The organism is Salmonella sp. 741265073_HBA (genome assembly GCF_046569105.1).
GTDB lineage: Bacteria > Pseudomonadota > Gammaproteobacteria > Enterobacterales > Enterobacteriaceae > Salmonella > Salmonella enterica.
Genome location: NZ_JBKFRY010000022.1, coordinates 1 through 20,574, shown reverse-complemented (window position 1 = coordinate 20,574; position 20,574 = coordinate 1). Strand labels below are relative to the sequence as shown.

General features: G+C 55.7%; 9 protein-coding genes and 1 other RNA gene. 8 read left to right on the top strand and 2 right to left on the bottom strand.

Features of this window, described 5'->3' with window-relative positions; all coding sequences use genetic code 11:
• Positions 1-67 precede the first annotated feature (67 nt).
• Positions 68-406, top strand: coding sequence for an outer membrane protein assembly factor BamE (bamE, locus tag ACLD3P_RS20705; protein ID WP_131046461.1), 339 nt, complete (start codon positions 68-70; stop codon positions 404-406).
• Positions 407-572: 166 nt separating this feature from the next.
• On the opposite strand, the gene ACLD3P_RS20700 is transcribed toward bamE, so the two are convergent.
• On the bottom strand, positions 573-863 hold the full coding sequence (locus ACLD3P_RS20700; RefSeq protein WP_001112990.1) for an RnfH family protein: 291 nt from the start codon (positions 861-863) through the stop codon (positions 573-575).
• Positions 853-1,290, bottom strand: coding sequence for a type II toxin-antitoxin system RatA family toxin (locus ACLD3P_RS20695; protein WP_001543334.1), 438 nt, complete (start codon positions 1,288-1,290; stop codon positions 853-855). Before ACLD3P_RS20695 ends, ACLD3P_RS20700 begins: the two co-directional genes overlap by 11 nt.
• Before the next feature lie 188 nt (positions 1,291-1,478).
• On the opposite strand from ACLD3P_RS20695, the gene smpB reads away from it, so the two are divergent.
• The 7 genes from smpB to ACLD3P_RS20660 all read left to right on the top strand — a co-directional run.
• The gene (gene smpB / locus ACLD3P_RS20690; RefSeq protein WP_001518569.1) at positions 1,479-1,961 is read left to right on the top strand and encodes an SsrA-binding protein SmpB; all 483 of its coding nucleotides are present in this window, start codon (positions 1,479-1,481) and stop codon (positions 1,959-1,961) included.
• 614 nt (positions 1,962-2,575) lie between these two features.
• A complete protein-coding gene (bapA, locus tag ACLD3P_RS20685) occupies positions 2,576-14,056 on the top strand; it encodes a biofilm-associated protein BapA (protein ID WP_411006728.1) in 11,481 nt (3,826 codons plus the stop codon).
• Positions 14,057-14,120: 64 nt separating this feature from the next.
• Complete coding sequence (locus ACLD3P_RS20680; RefSeq protein ID WP_000533867.1) at positions 14,121-15,530, top strand: TolC family outer membrane protein; 1,410 nt, start codon at positions 14,121-14,123, stop codon at positions 15,528-15,530.
• Complete coding sequence (locus ACLD3P_RS20675; RefSeq protein WP_058820910.1) at positions 15,527-17,707, top strand: type I secretion system permease/ATPase; 2,181 nt, start codon at positions 15,527-15,529, stop codon at positions 17,705-17,707. The genes ACLD3P_RS20680 and ACLD3P_RS20675 overlap by 4 nt, the downstream gene beginning before the upstream one ends.
• A gap of 7 nt (positions 17,708-17,714) precedes the next feature.
• Positions 17,715-18,878 carry an HlyD family type I secretion periplasmic adaptor subunit gene (locus ACLD3P_RS20670; protein WP_072101562.1) on the top strand — a complete coding sequence of 388 codons (1,164 nt, stop codon included), beginning with the start codon at positions 17,715-17,717 and terminating at the stop codon, positions 18,876-18,878.
• A gap of 71 nt (positions 18,879-18,949) precedes the next feature.
• Positions 18,950-19,312: a transfer-messenger RNA gene (ssrA, locus tag ACLD3P_RS20665) on the top strand.
• Between the two features lie 195 nt (positions 19,313-19,507).
• The coding region (locus ACLD3P_RS20660; RefSeq protein WP_411006635.1) for an integrase domain-containing protein at positions 19,508-20,574 on the top strand (1,067 nt) is incomplete at its 3' end.

The following is a 20,574-nucleotide window of genomic DNA, read 5'->3' as shown; positions in this document are numbered from 1 at the left end:
GTCTATTATCATCGGCATATTAATATGAGCCACGTACTGCTCAGGCCCGAAAAGGAACCCAATCACTATGCGCTGTAAAACGCTGACTGCTGCCGCAGCAGTACTCCTGATGTTGACCGCAGGCTGTTCCACTCTGGAGCGAGTGGTTTACCGACCTGACATCAATCAGGGGAACTATCTTACACCTACGGATGTCGCCAAAGTGCGTGTTGGTATGACGCAACAACAGGTTGCGTATACTTTAGGCACGCCGATGATGTCCGATCCTTTTGGTACGAACACCTGGTTTTATGTCTTCCGCCAGCAGCCAGGACATGAGAACGTGACGCAGCAGACTCTGACGCTCACCTTTAACAGCAGCGGCGTGTTAACCAATATTGATAACAAACCGGCGTTGACGAAGTAATTTTGTGATACCGCCTGATGATGTTACGTTCATCAGGCCTGCAAACCTCTCCCCCCGCCATTTGGTACGAGTTTGCCTGATGGCGCTACGCTTATCTGGCTTACAGGCACACCTGTGCTTCATGTGTGGTACGGCTTTCACACCGTTATCCGGCAAAAGAGTCTAATTATCTGCCAGCCGATTTTTCGGCGCGCTGGCGGCGTAATGCCTTTGGATCGGCGATTAAAGGACGGTAAATTTCAACCCGATCGCCATCCTGCACCGTATCGGTGAGTTTTACCGGACGACTGTAGATACCCACTTTATTTTTCGCCAGATCGATATCCGTGCGCAATTCCAGCAAGCCGGAAGCGCGAATCGCCTCCTCGACCGTCGCGCCCTCCTCCAGCGTTACGCGCTGCAAATACTGCTTTTCCGGCAGCGCATAAGCCACTTCAACCACAAGTTTATCCGGCACGGTAAACCTCTTTGGCGCGAACCGTAAACGCCTGCACCATGTTTGACGCTAACTCTTTGAATACACGACCAAACGCCAGCTCAATGAGTTTATTGGTAAACTCAAAATCAAGCTGAAACTCAATACGGCACGCCTCGGGGCTGAGCGGGGTAAATTTCCAGCCGCCGATCAGCTTTTTAAAGGGGCCATCCACCAGATGCATCAGAATGCTCTGGTTACGCGTTAGCTGATTACGCGTCGTAAACGTCTTGCTGATACCCGCCTTCGACACGTCAACAGCCGCCGTCATCTGTGCTGGCGATGACTCCAGGACGCGACTACCAACACACCCAGGCAAAAACTGGGGATACGATTGCACGTCATTCACTAACTGATACATCTGTTCCGCACTGTAGGGGACTAAAGCAGTCCGACTAATCTGAGGCATAGCAATTCCCATCAACATAAATCGTGTAAATAATACCACTTATCAGCGAGTAAAAAAAATGCTGTCCCCAACCGTCATGCCTTAATTGTGCGTGCATAGCCCAACTCATGCTAAGATAGATTTTTGCACCTCATCAGGACGTAATGGGGTGTTTTCGATATCAGATTACCTATGAATTCACGACACTTATGACGAAGAAAAAAGCACATAAACCGGGCTCAGCCACCATCGCGCTGAATAAGCGCGCCCGGCACGAATACTTTATCGAAGAAGAGTTCGAGGCTGGTCTCGCCCTGCAAGGCTGGGAAGTAAAATCTCTGCGCGCAGGAAAAGCCAATATCGGCGACAGTTACGTTATCCTCAAAGATGGCGAGGCCTGGCTGTTTGGCGCAAACTTTACGCCGATGGCGGTCGCCTCGACACATGTTGTATGCGACCCAACCCGAACCCGCAAACTGTTGTTAAATCAGCGTGAGCTTGATTCGCTGTATGGCCGTATTAATCGTGAAGGTTATACTGTCGTCGCGCTTTCTCTGTACTGGAAAAATGCCTGGTGCAAAGTGAAGATCGGCGTGGCGAAAGGTAAAAAACAACATGATAAACGTTCCGATCTTAAAGAACGTGAGTGGCAACTGGATAAAGCACGCATTATGAAAAATGCAGGCCGATAATAGACATTTTTTGTGACCAGCTTCTCAGTATGAAGCTGGTCAATATTCATATCTCATTCATGCCTCGAAAATATATTCTCTGTGTCTGACGCTTATCAATAGCAATAAACACCACAACAAGAATATATTCTTTGTTTAAAAAATTTTTATAGCCTAATAACACAATACTTCAAATGATTTTTATAAAATTTAATATTGCTGAATACCTTCACAAAAAGTATTGTTTTCATGTTAAAAAAGAAAAAGAAGCAGAAATTAAAATTCATTATAAAACATAAAGATAAATAAAAAATCATCATGCGTTGTTAGCCCACCCCACCTCTCCTTAACACAAACTCCGTTATATTTCAGATGCACTAACACCTTTATCAATAGATCTTAATTTGCAGAAAGATTTTTTTCTGACTATATCATCTAATACGAAAGCACTAGTCAGGCACAAAAAACAAAGGGTTATTCGGCGAGAAAACCAGACCTTCACCTACGCTCATAAAAAAGAATATGGCTACGGAAATTCATCTCTCACGATGAACGGGAAGGCTCGTCTACGCATTTTGCCCTGAACGTCGTGCCCGTTAATTAATACACAGAGCAAATCCATCAGGAGCTAATTTATGCGTCTACTCGCCGTGGTTTCGAAATTGACTGGCGTCTCCACCACTGTGGAATCCTCAGCGGTCACTCTTAACGCCCCGTCAATTGTTAAATTATCAGTGGCCCGGGAAGAAATTAGTCAACTTACGCGCATTAATCAGGATCTGGTGGTGACGCTCCATTCCGGCGAAACGATCACGATTAAAAACTTTTACGTTACCAACGATCTGGGCGCAAGCCAGCTGGTACTGGCGGAAAACGATGGCACGTTATGGTGGGTAGAAAATCCGCAAGCCGGGCTACATTTTGAACAAATCGCTGATATTAATGAGCTGCTGGTCACTTCCGGCGCTTCCCATGAAGCAGGCGGCGCCGTTTGGCCGTGGGTACTGGCTGGCGCGGTGGCGGCTGGCGGCATTGCCGCTATCGCGTCTTCCGGCGGCGGCGATTCCCACCATCATTCGGATGGCGATAATCCGCCCCCCGATAACACCAATTCTGACGGTAATCCCCCTGATAACAGCAATCCCGGCGGCAGTAACCCTAACGGCAATACTCCAGGTAGCAGTAATCCTGTAGATACTACCCCGCCTCTCGCTCCCGGCAAGTTGTTGATTTCAGCGGACGGAAAAACGGTGAGCGGCGAGGCCGAAGCGGGCAGTACCATTACCATCAAAGATCCTTCAGGTAACGTCGTTGGCGAGGGCAAAGCGGATAGCGACGGTAAATTTAGTATTGATCTGACAGCGCCACAGCTTAGCGGCGAACAACTTACCGTGACCGCGACTGACGATGCCGGCAATACCGGCCCATCCGCAACCATTGATGCGCCCAACATTCCTCTCCCCGATACACCAGCTATCACCGCCGCTATCGATGATGCCGCTCCCCTCACCGGCACGCTGAGCAATAATCAGTTTACGAACGACAATACCCCCACGCTGGAGGGAACCGGCAGCGCAGGCACAGTCATCCATATTTACGCCAATGGTCAGGAAATAGGCTCCACAACGGTTGATGCCAGCGGAAACTGGCATTTTGCCATTACCAGCGCGCTAGCGGATGGGGAAAATCATTTCACCGCCATTGCGACTAACGTTAAAGGCGAAAGTAGCGAATCAGCCCGCTTTACGCTGACTATCGACACACTCAGCCCCGATGCCCCACGCGTTGAACTGATTGCCGATAACACCGGTTTGCTCACCGGGCCGCTACAGAATAATGACCGGACTGACGAGGCAAAACCGCTATTTTCCGGGCAGGGAGAGGCAGGTAATACCATCACGATTAAAGAGGGTTCAACCGTTATCGGCAGCGCTACCGTAGACGAAAATGGACGCTGGACCTTTACGCCGACTACGCCGTTAAGCGATGGCGAACATACCTTTACCGTCGAACAAAGCGACAAAGCCGGAAACACGAGCCGCGTGACGACAACGCCTACTATCATTGTGGACACCACGCCGCCTGACGCCGCTATCATTGATAATGTCGCGAAAGACGGCACAACCGTTAGCGGTACCGCTGAAGCTGGCAGTACCGTGTCGATCTATGACCCGGCGGGAAATTACCTGGGCTCCACGATTACCGGAGAAAATAACCAATTCAGCATCACGCTGAATCCGGCTCAGACCCACGGCGAGCGTCTGGAAGCGCGTATTCAGGACGCCGTTGGTAACATCGGCCCCGCCACGGAGTTTACCGCTTCTGACTCACAGTATCCTGCCCAGCCGACTATCCTTACCGTGACGGATGACGCTGGCGCCGTTACCGGGCTGCTGAAAAATGGCGATGCCACAGATGATAACCGCCCAACCCTCAGCGGTATTGCCGAACCAGGCAGTACGATATCGATTAACGATAATGGCTTTCCTGTACTGACCTTTCCGCCCATTGTCGCTGACGCTGACGGCAAATGGAGCTTTACCCCCTCGCTGGCGCTTGCCGATGGCGACCATGTCTTTACCGCTACCGCGACCAACGATCGCGGCACCAGCGGGCAGTCCGTCTCCTTTACCATTGATATCGACACGCAGCCGCCGGTGCTGGAAGGCCTGGCGGTTAGCGACGTCGGCGACAGACTTACCGGCACTACGGAAGCTGGCAGTACTGTGGTTATCAAAGACAGCCAGGGAAATACGCTCGGTAGTGGAACGGCAGGCGACGACGGTACCTTCTCAATAGGTATTAGCCCGGCGAAAATTAACGGCGAAACATTAAGCATTAGCGTTACCGATAAAGCCGCGAATAGCGGTCCGGTAGAAACGTTGAACGCGCCGGATAAAACTGCACCAGCGGCACCGGACGGCCTTATCGTGGCGACCGACGGTCTGTCCGTAAGCGGTCAGGCGGAAGCCGGGGCAACGGTCACTATCCGCGACAGTAGCAACACCGTACTTGGCAGCGCCGTCGCTAACGGCAACGGACAATTTATCGTTCCGCTGAATACGGCGCAGACTAACGGCCAGGCGCTTATCGCTACCGCCACCGATGTCGCGAAAAACGAAAGCGCCGCCGCGACGGTTATCGCGCCGGACAGTACCGCGCCGGAAATGCCGAAAAACGTGGTAATTAGTGAGGATGGTGCCAGTATCAGCGGCACCGCCGAACCGGGTAGCGCCATCACGATCGCCACGCCGGACGGCACGCCGCTCGGCAGCGGCAAAGCAGATGGCGAAGGTCATTTTACCCTTCCCCTCGTCCCCGCACAGACCAACGGCGAACAGGTTACCGTCACCGCCACCGACAGCGCCAACAACGTCAGCCCGCCAACCACAGCGCAAGCGCCCGATATCACCGCCCCGGATAAGCCCATTATCACTCAGGTGCTGGACGATGTTGAAAGCTTCACCGGGCCGCTGGTTAACGGACAAACCACCAATGATAACCGCCCCACCCTTAGCGGTACGGCGGAGGCTGGCGCGCGTGTCGAAGTCTTTGATAACGGCGTTTCGCTGGGACTCGCCACGCTACAGCCCAACGGCGGCTGGACGTTTACGCCGTCGCAAAATTTAGGTGAAGGCGCGCATCGACTGACCGTAATCGCAACCGACGCTAAAGGCAATGCCAGTCCGGCCGCGTCATTCGACCTGGTGGTCGATACGCAATCGCCGCAGCAACCGGTAATCACCTTCATTACAGATGATGCGCCGGGTATTCTCGGTAGCGTCGCGCATCTGGGGCTCACTAACGACAGCACGCCAACGATTAACGGTACAGGTGAACCGGGTTCCACTGTACACCTGTATCAGAATGGCGCCCGGATAGCGGATATTATCGTCGGTAATTCCGGCGTCTGGAGCTACGCCTACACCACGGCCTCGCCACTGGCGGACGACACCTACACCTTTACCGTGACGGCCAGCGACAGTAACGGCAACACCACGCCTTTTTCGACCGATTTTACGATTACCATTGATACCCAGGCCCCTGCCGCTCCCGGCGTTATCGGCGTAGCTGACGGCGACGGAAATACGATTGATACCAATCAGATTACCCAGGAATCCCAGCCCCGGTTAAGCGGTAGCGGCACCGCAGGCGATACAATCATCCTTTACGATAACGGCAATGCCATAGGTCAGGTGCTGGTCGGCACGGACGGGCGCTGGCAGTTTACGCCGCCTGCCGCGCTGGGCGACGGCGACCACCTTCTGACCGCTCGCGCCAACGATCCGGCGGGGAACGAAAGTCCCGAATCCATCAGCTTTACCCTGCGCGTCGATACCCAGGCGCCGGATGCGCCGCAGATCGTGTCAGCCGCCATCACCGGCGGAGAAGGCGAGGTGCTACTGGCAAACGGCAGTATTACCAATCAGCGTATGCCGACCCTCAGCGGCACCGGCGAACCCGGTACCATCATCACCCTGTACAATAACGGCGTAGAACTGGCTACCGTCCAGGTCAATCCACAGGGTAGCTGGACCTATCCGCTAACCCGTAATCTGAGCGAAGGGTTAAACATCCTGACGGCCACCGCCACGGATGCCGCAGGCAATAGTAGCCCCACCTCCAGCGTTTTCTCCGTTACCCTTGATACCCAGCCTCCAGCGCAGCCTGACGCGCCGCTAATCAACGATAACGTCGCGCCGGTTATCGGCAACATCGGCAATAATGGCGCAACGAACGATACCACGCCGACCTTCAGCGGCACGGGAGAGATCGGCAGCACGATAATTCTCTACAATAATGGCAGTGAAATTGGTCGCACAACGGTAGGCGATAACGGTAGCTGGAACTTTACGCCTGCGGCACTGACGCCAGAAACCTATACCATTACCGTCACGGAAACCGATATAGCGGGCAATATCAGTCCACCTTCCGCCTCAGTCACTTTTACGCTAGACACCACTGCGCCCGCCAATCCAGTTATCACTTTTGCCGAAGATAACGTCGGCGAAGTCCAGGATACTATTGTCAGCGGCGCAACCACTGACGACAATACACCGGTCATTCACGGCACTGGCGACATCGGCAGCATTATTACGCTCTATAACGGCAGCAGCGTTTTAGGCGTAGTCACCGTCGATGAGACCGGCACCTGGACGCTAGCGGTGACCAGCGCGTTGCCGGATGGCGTCTACACCCTGACCGCCATTGCCGCCGATGCCGCCGGAAACAGCAGCGGCGTATCGAACAGCTTTACCTTCACCGTCGACACCGTTCCGTTGCAGCCGCCCGTCGTCAATGAAATCCTCGACGATGTTGCGCCAGTGACCGGGCCATTAACCGATGGCGCCTTTACTAACGATCGGACGCTGACTATCAACGGCAGCGGCGAAAACGGCAGCACCGTCACGATTTACGACAATGGCGTGGCAATCGGGACGGCGCTCGTCACCGACGGGGTCTGGACATTCAATACGCCCGAATTATCAGAAGTCAGCCATGCGCTAACCTTCAGCGCGACTGACGATGCTGGAAATACCACGGCGCAAACCCAACCGATCACCATTACCGTGGATATCACCGCCCCGCCCGCGCCAACGATCCAGACGGTGGACGACGATGGCACGCGCGTCGCCGGACTTGCCGATCCTTACGCTACCGTTGAAATTCATCATGCCAATGGCACCCTGGTCGGCAGCGCTGTCGCTAATGGCACCGGTGAATTCGTCGTTACGCTCAGTCCGGCGCAAACCGATGGCGGTACGCTGACGGCAATTGCTATCGATCGCGCGGGGAATAACGGCCCGGCTACGAATTTTCCCGCTTCCGACAGCGGTCTGCCCGCCGTCCCGGCCATCACGGCGATTGAAGATAATGTCGGGAGCGTACAGGGGAATATTGCGGCGGGCGGCGCCACGGACGACACCACGCCAACGCTGCACGGCACCACGGATATCGGCTCTACCGTTGAAGTTTTCATTGATGGCGATTCGGCAGGCTTTGCCACCGTTGACGCCAGCGGGAACTGGATCTTTGAGATCGCGACGCCATTAAGCGAAAGTACACATTACTTCACCGTCCAGGCAACCAATGCGAATGGCCAGGGCGGCCTGTCCGCACCGGTCGGGATCACTGTCGATCTTAGCGCGCCGGCGCAACCGGTTATTACCAGCGCAACGGATGATGTCCCCGGCATGACCGGTACGCTGGATAACGGCGCGCTCACCAATGATTCACGCCCGACGCTCAACGGAACGGGAGAAGCAGGCGCCACGATCCGCATTCTGGATAACGGCGTAGAAATCGGTTCCGCTACGGTAGATCAAAGCGGCAACTGGCGCTTCACCCCGAACGCGCCGCTGGAGAGCATCGCACATATCTTTACCGCCGTGGCGACCGATCCCGCCGGCAATAGCGGCCAGCCTTCGGACGGCTTTACGCTGAACATTGACGCGCAGGCGCCAGATGTGCCGGTTATCACGTCCGTGATTGACGATAACAATCAACCGACCGTTCCGGTGCTACCGGGGCAATCCACCGACGATCGGCAGCCAATACTGAACGGAACTGGCGAACCTGGCGCGACAATCACCATTTTTGATAACGGTACGCCGCTTGGCACGGCTCAGGTAGGCGAAAACGGTAGCTGGACCTTCCCGGTGCCCCGCAATTTGTCAGAGGGAAGCCATAATCTGACGGTTAGCGCTACCGATCCGGCGGGCAATACCAGCGCGGTCTCCGCGCCGTGGACGATCATAGTCGATATTACGCCTCCGGCGATCCCGGTTCTCACCTCCGTCGTGGATGACCAGCCCGGTATTACCGGCAACCTGGTAAGCGGGCAGCTAACGAACGATGCGACGCCCACCCTGAACGGGCGCGGAGAGGCAGGCGCGACGATTAATGTCTATCTTGACGGTAATCCCGCGTCCATCGGTACCACGACGGTGAATAGCGACGGCACGTGGAGTTTCACGCCGCAGACGCCGCTTGCAAACGGTAGCCACACGTTCACCCTTAGCGCCACCGATCCGGCGGGTAATAGCAGCGCGGTGTCCAGCGGATTTGTGCTGACGATTGACGCCACACCGCCCGCCGCGCCGGTTATCGCCAGCGTGGCAGACAATACGGCGCCGGTAACGGGCATCGTCCCCAACGGCGGCTCGACGAACGAAACCCGACCAACACTTTCGGGTACCGGTGAGGCGGGTACAACCATCTCGATTTATAATGGCAGCGCGCTGGTCGGCACGGCGCAAGTTCAGGCCAACGGTAGCTGGAGCTTTACGCCGTCTACCTCGCTGGGCGCGGGCGTCTGGAACCTGACGGCGACAGCAACCGATGCGGCAGGCAATACCAGCGCCGCGTCCGAAATACGCTCGTTTACTATTGATACCACGGCTCCCGCCGCGCCTGTTATTGATACGGTCTACGACGGTACGGGCCCCATTACCGGCAATCTGAGTTCAGGGCAGATCACAGACGAGGCGCGCCCTGTCATTAGCGGCACCCGTGAAGCCAACACAACTATTCGTCTCTACGATAACGGCACGCTGCTGGCTGAAATTCCCGCCGACAATAGCAGTAGCTGGCGCTACACGCCCGATGCCTCGCTGGCGACGGGCAACCATGTAATTACCGTCATTGCCGTTGATGCCGCAGGCAACGCCAGTCCCGTTTCAGACAGCGTTAATTTCGTCGTCGATACCACGCCGCCGCTGACGCCGGTAATCACATCAGTCAGTGACGATCAGGCGCCAGGCCTCGGCACGATCGCGAACGGCCAAAATACCAACGATCCTACGCCAACCTTCAGCGGCACCGCAGAAGCCGGCGCCACGATCACGCTCTATGAAAATGGCACGGTCATTGGCACGACAACGGCTCAGCCTGACGGCGCGTGGAGCGTCTCCACCTCAACGCTGGCAAGCGGAACGCACGTCATCACCGCCGTGGCCACCGATGCTGCAGGAAACAGCAGCCCGAACAGTACGGCTTTCACCCTGACGGTCGATACCACCGCGCCGCAAACGCCAATCCTGACGTCCGTGGTGGATGACGTCGCGGGCGGGGTCACAGGAAATCTCGCTAATGGTCAGATAACCAATGATAACCGTCCCACGCTGAACGGCACTGCCGAAGCGGGCAGCGTGATCAGTATCTATGATGGCAACACTCTGCTTGGCGTCACCTCGGCTAACGCGGGCGGCGCGTGGAGCTTCACGCCAACGACAGGGTTAAACGACGGCACGCGCACATTAACAGTGACCGCCACCGACCCGGCAGGCAACGTTAGCCCGGCCACCAGCGGTTTTACTATCGTGGTCGATACCCTTGCGCCAACGGTTCCGCTTATAACCAGCATCGTTGATGATGTCCCGAACAATACCGGCGCCATTGGCAATGGACAATCGACCAATGACACACAGCCGACGCTCAACGGTACCGCGGAAGCCAACAGCGCGGTAAGTATCTTCGATAATGGCGCGCTGGTCGCGACCGTGAACGCCAATGCCAGCGGCAACTGGAGCTGGACGCCAACCGCCGCGCTCGGCCAGGGAAGTCACGCCTATAGCGTTAGCGCCGCCGATGCGGCTGGCAACGTTAGCGCCGCTTCGCCATCGATAACGGTTATCGTGGATACCATTGCGCCCGGCGCGCCCGGCAACCTGGTCATCAATACTACCGGTAATCGCGTGACGGGCACCGCGGAAGCAGGCAGTACAGTGACGATTACCTCTGAGACTGGTGTGGTACTGGGAACCGCCACCGCCGACGGTACAGGCAGCTTCACCGCCACACTCACGCCCGCGCAGACCAATGGTCAGCCGCTACTGGCATTTGCCCAGGATAAAGCAGGCAACACTGGCATTGCCGCCGGATTTACCGCGCCCGATACGCGCGTGCCGGAAGCACCGATCATCACCAACGTAGTGGATGATGTGGGTATTTATACCGGCGCTATCGCCAACGGTCAGGTCACTAATGACGCACAACTTACATTGAATGGTACCGCTCAGGCGGGCGCCACGGTGAGCATTTATAACAACGGGGCGCTGCTCGGCACCACCACGGCGAACACCAGCGGAAACTGGAGCTTTACCCCGACAGGCAATTTGACCGAAGGCAGCCACGCCTTCACCGCTACCGCAACTAACGCCAACGGTACAGGCAGCGTCTCCACCGCCGCGACGGTGATTGTCGATACGCTGGCGCCCGGTACGCCGTCAGGTACGCTCAGCGCCGATGGCGGTTCACTTTCCGGACAGGCAGAGGCAAACAGCACCGTAACCGTCACGCTGGCGGGCGGCGTGACGCTCACCACCACCGCCGGCAGCAACGGCGCATGGTCTCTCACCTTGCCGACAAAACAAATTGAAGGTCAGCTCATTAACGTGACGGCCACTGACGCTGCGGGTAACGCCTCCGGCACGTTAGGCATTACTGCGCCGGTTCTGCCGCTGGCGGCAAGGGATAACATCACCAGTCTTGATCTGACCTCGACCGCCGTCACCAGCACGCAAAACTATTCGGATTACGGCCTGCTGCTGGTTGGCGCGCTTGGCAATGTCGCCTCGGTTTTGGGTAACGATACCGCTCAGGTTGAGTTCACCATTGCTGAAGGTGGTACGGGCGACGTCACCATCGATGCCGCCGCAACGGGAATCGTGCTTTCGCTGCTCAGTACTCAGGAGATTGTGGTACAGCGCTACGACACCAGCCTCGGCGCCTGGACGACGATCGTCAACACCGCCGTTGGCGACTTCGCGAATTTGCTTACCCTGACCGGGAGCGGCGTTACTCTGAACCTGAGCGGCCTGGGCGAAGGCCAGTACCGGGTACTCACTTATAACACCAGTCTGCTCGCCACCGGGTCATATACCAGCCTGGATGTCGATGTACACCAGACCAGCGCAGGTATTATTAGCGGGCCAACCATCAGTACCGGCAACGTCATGGCTGATGATACCGCCCCGACGGGCACCACGGTCACCGCCATCACCAACGCCAACGGCGTCAGTACGCCGGTCGGCGCGGGCGGCGTGGATATCCAGGGGCAATACGGCACGCTGCACATTAATCAGGATGGCAGTTACACCTACACGCTGACTAAGCCCACGGCGGGATACGGACATAAAGAGAGCTTCACCTACACCATCACCATCACCCAGAATGGCGTCGGTAGCAGCGCCGCGCAACTGGTTATCAATCTGGGTCCCGCGCCTGTACCGGGCAGCGTGATAGCGACAGACAATAACGCCTCTCTGGTCTTTGATACTCACGTTAGCTACGTCAACAACGGTCCCTCGACACAAAGCGGCGTCACGGTATTAAGCGTCGGACTTGGTAATGTACTGAACGCGAATCTGCTTGATGATATGACTAATCCGATCATCTTTAACGTTGAAGAAGGCGCTACGCGAACCATGACGTTACAGGGAACCGTCGGCGGCGTCTCACTGGTTTCCACGTTCGATCTGTACGTTTATCGCTTCAACGATGCCATTCAACAATATGAGCAGTTCCGGGTGCAAAAGGGCTGGATTAACACCCTGCTGTTAGCCGGACAGTCCCAGCCGCTGACCCTGACGTTGCCTGGCGGCGAATACCTGTTCGTGCTGAATACCGCCAGCGGCATTAGCGTCCTCACTGGCTATACGCTGGCGATTTCCCAGGACCACACCTATGCCGTTGACAGTATCACCGCCAACACCACCGGCAACGTACTGACCAATGATGTCGCCCCTACGGACGCCCTCCTCACTGAAGTAAACGGCGTGGCGATTGCGGCGACCGGCACGACGGAGGTAAACGGGTTGTATGGCTCGCTCATCATTGACGCAAGAGGCAACTATACCTACACGCTGAAGAACGGCGTCGGCGCCGACAGCATTAAAACGCCGGACAGCTTTATCTATACGGTCAAAGCGCCAAACGGCGATACCGATACGGCCTCGCTCAATATCACGCCAACCGCCAGGGCGCTGGATGCGATTAATGATGTCAGCGATACCCTTAGCGTCGCCACGCTTCAGGATACCGCTGCCTGGCTGGACTCCAGCGTCGGCAGCGCCAGTTGGGGGCTACTCGGCAAATCGGGCAGCGGGAGCGGCACCTTTGACGTTGCAACGGGCACCGTACTTAAAGGCGCGTCACTGGTCTTTGATGTCTCCACGCTCATTACGCTGGGCAATCTGAATATTAGCTGGGCCATTCAGGAGAACGGGACCGTCATACGCAACGGAACCGTCCCGGTGGCGAATATCACGCTGGGCAGCGCGACGGTGACCGTCAACCTGAGCGGCCTGGAGCTGGATGCCGGAACGTACACGCTTAACTTTACCGGCACCAATACCCTGGCCGGGGCGGCGACGATCACGCCACGCGTCATCGGCACCACCGTCGATCTGGATAATTTTGAAACGTCCGGAACGCATACCGTTCTCGGCAATATTTTTGACGGCAGCGATGCGGCGGGGGCGATGGATCAGCTTAATACGGTGAATACCCGCCTGAGCATTAGCGGGTATAACGGCAGCGCCGCCACGCTGGACGCCGCGGCGAATACCACCAGCGCCACGATTCAGGGACATTACGGCACATTGCAAATTAACCTCGATGGCGCTTACACCTACACGCTGAATAATGGCATCGCGATGTCGTCCATCACCAGTAAAGAGGTCTTTACCTATCAACTGGATGACAAGATGGGTCATACGGATAGCGCCACATTGACCATTGATATGGCGCCGCAAATCGTCAGTACCAACCAAAACGATGTTCTCATCGGCTCCGCCTATGGCGATACGCTGATTTACCACCTGTTAAACGGCGCGGACGCGACCGGCGGCAACGGCGCCGATCGCTGGCAAAACTTCTCCACCGCGCAGGGCGACAAGATCGATATCCACGAACTGCTGACCGGCTGGGATCACCAGGCGGCGACGCTGGGTAACTTTGTTCAGGTTCATACCAGCGGCGCCAATACGGTGATATCCGTCGATCGCGACGGCGCCGGCAGCGCGTTTAAATCAACCGACCTTGTCACTCTGGAGAATGTGCAGCTCACGCTAAATGATCTGTTGCAGAACAACCACCTGATAACCGGCGGTTGATAAAAAAGCCCCGAACGCCACGACGTTCGGGGCAACAAGCGGTGATATTTAAAAGGGATAAACTATGGGAAGAGTCGCGCCTGTCGCCATCGTACTGGCATTTGCTTTGTTTCATCACCAGCCCCGGGGCGCAGAAGCGCCGCCAATGATTACATCCGAAGGATTAGCAACGGACCAGATGCTTCCTTCGCTGGATGGCTCCGCCGCTGAGTTGCCGCTCAGCGCCGCCGCGCCGGGCAACCTGACGCTCAATGACGCGGTCAATCGCGCCGTTAACTGGCATCCTTCTATTCGCGAAGCCGTCGGCAAACTGCTCGCACAGAATGAACAAATAGAGGTCGCCAAATCGAAATATTATCCGCAAGTCAGCGCTGGCGTGAACAATGGGTACAGCAATACCTACACCGATCACGGGTATAGCCCCTCGCTGGTGCTGTCGGTATCGCAAATGCTTTATGACTTCGGCAAAGTGGCAAGCCAGGTTCGCGCCGAAACCGCAGGCGCAGCGCAGCAACAGGCCAATGTGTTGCTCAGTATTGATACCGTCGCGCACGAAACCGCCAACGCCATTGTACAAACGCAGAGCTGGCAGCAAATGGTAGAAGCGGCGGAAGAACAGCTCGTCGCGCTGGACAGTATCGGTAAACTTATCCGGCAGCGCAGCGATGAAGGCGCTACGTCGCTATCTGACGTAGTGCAAACCGAAGCCAGAATCGAATCCGCCCGCTCGCAACTGGCGCAGTATCAGGCCAATCTCGACAGTGCGAAAGCCTCACTGATGAGCTGGCTGGGCTGGAATTCGCTTAACGGCATCAATAATGACTTCCCGGCGAAACTTGCTCGCAGCTGTGAGACGGCGACTCCCGACGATCGGCTGGTGCCTGCGGTACTGGCCGCCTGGGCGCAGGCCAACGTTGCGCGGGCGAATCTGGACTATGCCAGCGCGCAAATGACGCCGACGATTTCGCTCGAACCTTCTGTACAACATTATCTTAATGATAAATATCCCAGTCATGAAGTGCTGGATAAAACCCAGTATTCCACCTGGGTAAAAGTTGAGATGCCGCTTTACCAGGGCGGAGGGCTGACTGCCCGACGCAACGCCGCCAGCCATGCGGTAGACGCGGCTCAGTCGACCATTCAGCGCACCCGGCTTGATGTCCGCCAGAAACTGATGGAGGCGCGCAGCCAGGCAATGAGTCTTGCCAGCGCGTTACAAATCCTTCGTCGGCAACAGCAGCTTAGCGAACGCACGCGCGAACTGTATCAGCAGCAATACCTTGACCTCGGTTCCCGCCCGCTGCTCGACGTGCTTAATGCGGAGCAGGAAGTTTACCAGGCGCGTTTTGCCGAACTGCAAACGGAAAGCCAGTTGCATCAGTTGCAACTGAACTGTCTGTATAACACCGGCGCGCTTCGTCAGGCGTTCGCGTTAAATCATCGCAGCATTCAATCCGTGGAGATCCAGCCATGACCCGCGCCGCCCCCGATGTAGAAGAGGTACTCAGTGAGCGCGCGCTAAGCCAATGGGCGCAGGCCATCAGCTATGTCGCCGGTCATTATCGCGTTGCCTGTTCTCCCGGTTCAATTCAGGCCAACGCCCCGTGGTTTAGGGGTAAAAGCAGAACGACCGCCTTAACGCAGCTCGCGCGGCAGGCGGGTTTATCCTTTCATGCGCCGGACATAGACAAAACGGCATTTAGTCAGTGGCGATTGCCGTTGGTTGTCGAGCTCCGGGACGGGCAGTTATTGGTCATCGAGCATGTTAATGGCGAAGATGCGGTAGACGTTTTTGTGATTGAAGAAGAGGGTCAGCGTAACCGCCTGACGCTCAGCGAGTTATTGCCGGAGATCCTCTATGTTGCCGCGCTACGCCCGCTATCGGCGCTCAAGGATAGCCGCGTCGACCGCTATATCTCCCGCTTTAAACCCGACTGGATGCGCGAGCTGGTTCTGCAGGATATTCGCCCTTATTTACCGGTAATGGTCGCCGCCTTTCTGATTAACGTGCTGTCGCTGGCCGGGATTGTGTTCTCTATGCAGGTTTACGATCGAGTGATCCCCGCTCAGTCATATCCTACCCTGTACGTTCTCTCCTTCGGCGTACTGGTAGCGGTGCTGTTCGGTTTTCTGCTGCGTGAAGCGCGTACGCACATTATGGACGTGCTCGGTAAACGCGCCGATATGCGCATTTCCGATCGGGTATTCGGTCATGCGTTAAGGCTGCGCAACAGCGCTATCCCCCGTTCCACCGGCAGTTTTATCTCGCAGTTACGCGAACTGGAGCAAATCCGCGAGATGATTACCTCTTCAACGCTGGCGACCATTGTCGATCTGCCTTTCTTTTTCCTGTTTATGATAGTCCTGGCGATTATTGCCCCACCGCTGGCATGGATAGCGCCCGTGGCGGCTCTGCTGATGATCCTGCCGGGCGTGGCACTGCAAAAAAAACTGGCTGTCCTCGCCAACCAGGCCGCCCACGAAGCGACGCTACGCAATGCAGTCTTGGTCGAAAGCGTTCAGGGGCTGGAAGATATTAAACTGATGCAGGCGGAGAACCGCTTTCTTCAGCAGTGGAATAGCTATATCCGTATTACCGGCGAGTCGGGTCTACGCACCCGCAAACTCACGCAAGGGCTTATCAGTTGGGGGATGTCGGTACAAAGTCTGGTGTATGCCGCAGTGATTATGTTCGGCGCGCCGATGGTCATTGAAGGCAGTATGACTACCGGCGCCGTGGTCGCCGCGTCGATGCTCGGCTCGCGGATGATCGCGCCAATGGCTAACCTGTGCGGCGTGCTGGCGCGCTGGCAGCAGGTGAAAGCGGCGAAGATGGGTCTCGACAACATTATGCAACTGCCCACCGAGACACAGCATGACGATAGCCTGATACACCGCGACATCCTCCACGGGCATTACCTCTTTGAAAACGCTCAGTTTCGTTACCATAACGACGATCAACGCATACCGTTGCGCCTCGTGCGTCTGGAGATCATGCCAGGCGAGCGGATTGCGATACTGGGGCGTAACGGTGCGGGTAAATCCACACTTTTACAGGCGATGGCGGGTGGCCTGGAGATGATTCAGGGAGATGCCCGGCTTGATAATCTCAGCTTGTCGCACATCGATATGGCGGATTTACGCCGCAACATCGGCTTTCTTAGCCAGAACGCGCGGCTTTTCTTCGGCACCCTACGAGAGAACCTGACGCTCGGCGCGCCGCACGCCAACGATGAACAGATTTTTGACGCGCTCGAAGTCAGCGGCGGCGCCGTCTTCGTCAGGCGGCTGGCAAAAGGGTTGGATCATCCCATTATGGAGGGCGGTAACGGCCTGTCCGGCGGGCAGCGTCAGTCCCTGTTGCTGGCGAGAATGCTGCTGCGCTCCCCCAATATTGTGCTACTTGACGAACCCAGCGCCTCGCTGGACGAGCATACGGAGCGAGAGTTTATTCAGCGGTTACATCAGTGGCTTGGCAACCGTACCCTGGTCGTCGCGACGCACCGGGTACCAATACTGGAGCTGGTTGAGCGTGTCATTGTCCTGAAAGAAGGACAACTGGTGATGGATGCGCCAAAAGCGCAGGCGCTTAACGCGGATCGGATGCAAAGTCACCGTCGGGAGTGGAAAAATGAAAATCAATCAGCATGATGCCGCGATGGACGATTTCGATATTCAGCGTGAACGGGCGTTTTCCGGCGCGAGTCGTATTGTTCTGATCTGCTCACTGTTATTTCTCATTCTCGGCATCTGGGCGTGGTTTGGCCGGCTGGATGAGGTTTCCACCGGCAACGGGAAAGTGATCCCCAGTTCACGCGAACAGGTTCTGCAGTCGCTGGATGGCGGCATTCTGGCGCAGTTGACGGTGCGGGAAGGCGACAGAGTTCAGGCTAACCAGATTGTCGCCCGGCTTGATCCGACGCGTCTGGCGTCCAATGTGGGTGAAAGTGCGGCAAAATATCGCGCTTCACTCGCCTCCAGCGCACGGTTAACTGCGGAAGTCAGCGACTTACCTCTCGCCTTCCCCGCTGAGCTGAACGGCTGGCCGGATCTGATTGCCGCAGAGACGCGTCTCTATAAAAGCCGCCGCGCGCAGCTGGCCGATACCGAAGCCGAGCTACGGGATGCGCTGGCGTCGGTTAATAAAGAGCTGACCATTACCCAGCGGCTGGAGAAAAGCGGCGCGGCCAGTCATGTTGAAGTGCTACGCCTGCAACGACAAAAAAGCGATTTAGGCTTAAAAATTACCGATCTGCGCTCACAATATTATGTGCAGGCACGCGAAGCGTTATCGAAAGCGAACGCTGAGGTCGATATGCTCTCCGCCATTTTAAAAGGACGCGAGGATTCCGTCACCCGCCTTACCGTGCGTTCGCCGGTACGCGGCATTGTTAAAAATATCCAGGTCACGACGATTGGCGGCGTGATCCCGCCTAACGGCGAGATGATGGAGATAGTGCCGGTAGACGATCGTCTGCTGATTGAAACCCGCCTTTCGCCACGTGATATCGCCTTTATTCATCCCGGCCAACGCGCATTGGTTAAAATTACCGCTTACGATTACGCCATTTACGGCGGGCTTGACGGCGTGGTGGAGACCATTTCACCGGACACCATTCAGGATAAAGTGAAACCGGAAATTTTCTACTATCGCGTATTTATCCGCACCCACCAGGACTATCTACAAAATAAATCAGGACGCCGTTTTTCGATTGTTCCAGGCATGATCGCCACGGTGGATATCAAAACCGGTGAAAAAACTATTGTCGACTATTTAATCAAACCGTTTAATCGCGCGAAAGAAGCGCTGCGCGAGCGGTAAATCGTTGAAGATAAGAAGATACGGGGGCTGGTCACGCGTGTCACAAGTCTGTTATACTTACCTTACACATTGGGGCTGATTCTGGATTCGACGGGATTTGCGAAACCCAAGGTGCATGCCGAGGGGCGGTTGGCCTCGTAAAAAGCCGCAAAAAAATAGTCGCAAACGACGAAAACTACGCTTTAGCAGCTTAATAACCTGCTTAGAGCCCTCTCTCCCTAGCCTCCGCTCTTAGGACGGGGATCAAGAGAGGTCAAACCCAAAAGAGATCGCGCGGATGCCCTGCCTGGGGTTGAAGCGTTAAAACGAATCAGGCTAGTCTGGTAGTGGCGTGTCCGTCCGCAGGTGCCAGGCGAATGTAAAGACAGACTAAGCATGTAGTACCGAGGATGTAGGAATTTCGGACGCGGGTTCAACTCCCGCCAGCTCCACCAAAATTCTCCATCGGTGATTACCAGAGTCATCCGATGAAGTCCTAAGAGCCCGCACGGCGCAAGCCATGCGGGCTTTTTTGTGCCTGTCCTTGTCCGAGAACATCCGGCTAAATCCGGTGATTGTTGGTATACGTTTAGGTATACGGTAGGATGTATACCTAAAAGCGTATACCAATTCATGAAGGAGCGGCCACAGTGGCACGGACAACGCGCTCCCTGACCAACACCGAAGTTCTGCGCGCTAAAGCGTTAGAGAAGGATCTAACGCTGCATGATGGCGATGGCCTTTTCCTGATAGTGAAAACCAGCGGGAAAAAGCTCTGGCGCTTCCGTTATCAACGTTCGGCGACAAAACAGCGGACAATGATGGGGCTAGGTGCTTTCCCCGCCCTTTCGCTTGCTGATGCTCGCGGACTAAGAGCGGATTACCTTGCCTTATTAGCCAACGGAATCGACCCGCAAATTCAAGCTGAAGTTGCAGAGGAACAGCAGCAAATCGCTCTGGACAGTATTTTTTCGACGGTCGCTGCTAACTGGTTCAAGCTCAAAAGCAAAAGCGTCACCCCTGATTACGCAAAAGACATTTGGCGTTCACTGGAGAAAGGTGTATTCCCTGCCATCGGTGAGATCCCTGGTCAGCAAATCAAAGCCCGGAAACTGGTTGAAGCTCTTGAGCCAATCAAAGCTCGTGGGGCGCTTGAGACTGTACGTCGACTGGTGCAGCGCATTAACGAGATAATGATTTATGCTGTCAACACTGGTCTGATAGATGCGAATCCAGCATCAGGTGTTGGGATGGCCTTTGAGAGGCCTAAAAAACAAAACATGCCGACGCTTCGGCCAGAAGAGTTACCAAAACTCATGCGTTCTTTGGTGATGTCAAATCTCTCTGTTTCGACTCGCTGTTTAATTGAATGGCAACTCCTGACGCTTGTGCGCCCTTCTGAGGCCTCCGGTGCTCGTTGGGCAGAAATCGATCTCGATGCAAAGCTTTGGACTATTCCAGCCGAACGGATGAAAGCGAAACGTGAGCACATAGTTCCTCTCTCAACTCAGGCATTAGAGATTCTCGAAGTGATGAAACCTATTAGTGCACATCGTGAGCATGTTTTCCCAAGCAGAAATGCCCCTAAACAACCAATGAATAGCCAGACTGCTAATGCCGCGCTTAAGCGCATTGGTTATGGTGGGAGGCTTGTTGCTCATGGTTTGCGTTCTATTGCCAGTACAGCCATGAATGAAGCAGGATTTAACCCTGATGT